Source organism: Frankia sp. CcMO1, assembly GCF_977945845.1.
Window position 1 is genome coordinate 11,420 of record NZ_CDWTMG010000137.1, and the last position, 1,761, is coordinate 13,180.

Annotated in this window: 3 protein-coding genes; 2 read left to right on the plus strand and 1 reads right to left on the minus strand. The window is 68.9% G+C overall.

Annotated elements, in window-relative coordinates:
* Positions 1-341 precede the first annotated feature (341 nt).
* Both AC08OU_RS16040 and AC08OU_RS16045 read left to right on the plus strand, forming a co-directional pair.
* Positions 342-893, plus strand: coding sequence for a trypsin-like serine peptidase (locus AC08OU_RS16040; RefSeq protein ID WP_476601669.1), 552 nt, complete (start codon positions 342-344; stop codon positions 891-893).
* Positions 894-980: 87 nt separating this feature from the next.
* Positions 981-1,370 carry a hypothetical protein gene (locus tag AC08OU_RS16045; protein ID WP_476601670.1) on the plus strand — a complete coding sequence of 130 codons (390 nt, stop codon included), beginning with the start codon at positions 981-983 and terminating at the stop codon, positions 1,368-1,370.
* An 88-nt stretch (positions 1,371-1,458) separates the two neighbouring features.
* Here the strand turns inward: AC08OU_RS16045 and AC08OU_RS16050 are convergent.
* Positions 1,459-1,761: tetratricopeptide repeat protein (locus AC08OU_RS16050; RefSeq protein ID WP_476605226.1), on the minus strand; the 303-nt coding region annotated here is incomplete at its 5' end.

Consider the following 1,761-nt stretch of genomic DNA (forward strand, 5'->3'; position numbering starts at 1 on the left):
ATAGCCAACGGTAGGGCACGGGAGGCGTCCACATTCTGGACGTCAGATCGTATGCGCGAGGCCAAGCCGGTGGACCCGAGCAAGGCGAATAGCGGCAAAGTCCAGGAACAGGGGCCGGCGGTGCGCGGCGGCCCGGCCGAGCGGGTGAACCCGCATGTCACTGAGCCCGTACCGGGAACAGCACCGGGAACAGCTGGCGGCGGGCCAGGCTTCGGGCCGACCGCGGCACCCTGGTACGGCTCGACGACCAGCCCGCCGACCACCACGTCCTCTTCACCGACAGCAGCGGCGTCAGCTACTCCTGCTCGGGCGGCACCGTCAACAGCGGCGGCAAGAACCTGGTGTTCACCGCCGGCCACTGCGTAAACTCGGGCGGCGGCGGGGCCTGGTTCACCAACTGGGTCTTCGTCCCGCGCTACAACAACGGGAACGCGCCCTACAGCGTGTGGTCCGCGCGCCAGCTCTGGAGCTGGAGCAGCTGGGTGCAGAACGCCAACCGTTCCTACGACTTCGGCGTCGCAGTGCTGAACACCAACGCTTCAGGACAGCACATCGTCAACGTCGTCGGTGGTCAGGGAATCGAATGGAACTTCCCGCTGGTGCAGTATGTCTACCAGTTCGGCTACCCGGATCGGGCGCCGTTCAACGGGCTCTCCCTGCAATACTGTAGTGGGACGACGTACAACGACGGCGGCTTCGTCGGTATCAACTGCAACATGACCGAGGGTGCCAGCGGCGGACCCTGGCTGGACGACTTCGACGGAACGTTCGGATACCTCGACTCCGTCAACAGCTGGGTGTTCTGGGACGCCAACGGCGTCCGGTACAAGTGGAACGGCCCGTACTTCGGCAACGAGGTGCGCGACCTGTACTACGCGACCGCGAATCTGTAGGCTGGCCACAGCCGGGGGGACGCGGGAAATGCGCGTCCCCTTTTTTTCGAATTTACCGTGATTTTCATCGCGCCGGAGGAGGGCGCCGTGACACGCCTCCCCCCTGTCTCCCTCCCCCTTCTCCCCCTCCTGCTCTGCGTGCTCGTCGGGTGCGCCGGTCCGATCAACGCCGGGCCGGCGGAACCGACCGGGCCGGCACCGGGCAGGGTGCTGGATGTGGCGGGTGCGTTCGCCGCCCCGCCTGACCGGCAGGTGACGGTCCGCGGGTACGTCCTCATCAGGCCGGACGGGGCCAGTTACCTGTGCACCGGGCTCGCCGGTTCCTACCCGCCGCAGTGCGGCCGGCCGGCACTGCGGCTTGTCGGACTGGACCCGGCCGACCTACCGAGTCCCGAGCATGCCTCCGGAGTCACCTGGACCGGCGAAACCACACTGGCCGGAACCGTCCGGGACGGCACGCTGACGCTTCGCCGCTGACCAGGATCGCAGCCGCGTTCCCCTGCTCAGCCCCGGACCAGCCCGCCCAAGGCCGCCCGCCCAAGGCCGAAGGGGGCACCGCCCTGCCCTACGACGGCTGGCACCGGGCCGTCCAGACGGCGAGCTCGGTGCGGGCGGCCACGGTCTCGCGGTGCTCGGGTCCCAACGCCCGTTCGAACAGCGCCAGTACCGCGGCGAACTGGTCCCGGGCACCCGCGGGATCCCCCGCCTCACCGGTCCAGTGGGCGAGGTTGCGCTGGTCGAGCAACGTGTCCGGATGGCCGGGGCCGAGGACCCGCCGGTGGATCAGGAGCAGGGCGGCGTACTGGTCACGGGCCATCGCGGGGTCTCCCGCCTGACCCATCCAATAGGCGAAGTTACCCCGGGCGAC